Annotated in this window: 1 protein-coding gene; it reads right to left on the reverse strand. The window is 35.1% G+C overall.

Annotation, left to right across the window (positions count from 1 at the left end; genetic code table 11):
- Window positions 1-8: 8 nt before the first annotated feature.
- A partial coding sequence (locus FDW96_RS11030) for a hypothetical protein (RefSeq protein WP_212732871.1) occupies window positions 9-262 on the reverse strand: 254 nt, incomplete at its 5' end.

Consider the following 262-nt stretch of genomic DNA (forward strand, 5'->3'; position numbering starts at 1 on the left):
CAGAACCCTTACATTCTTGGACTGTATCCTCTATCGTTTTTATGCTTTTTCTTCTTCAATTTATGAGCGGGACGTTCAGGTTCGCTTTCCCCTCGTAAAATCGTAAAGAGTAGATTTGTTCCTAGTCCTTTGAGCAGATTGAAATTATTTGTATTGTTGCGGTAGTAGTTTTTTTCTTCCACATTTTTTTCTTTGTTAAGTTCATCTTTGACATTCGTATAGTTTTTATCAAACACAGCTTTTAATGTTTGCTTGCCTGCTT

Origin of the sequence: Citrobacter sp. TBCS-15 (assembly GCF_005280815.1) — a bacterium.
Classification (GTDB): domain Bacteria; phylum Pseudomonadota; class Gammaproteobacteria; order Enterobacterales; family Enterobacteriaceae; genus Citrobacter; species Citrobacter werkmanii.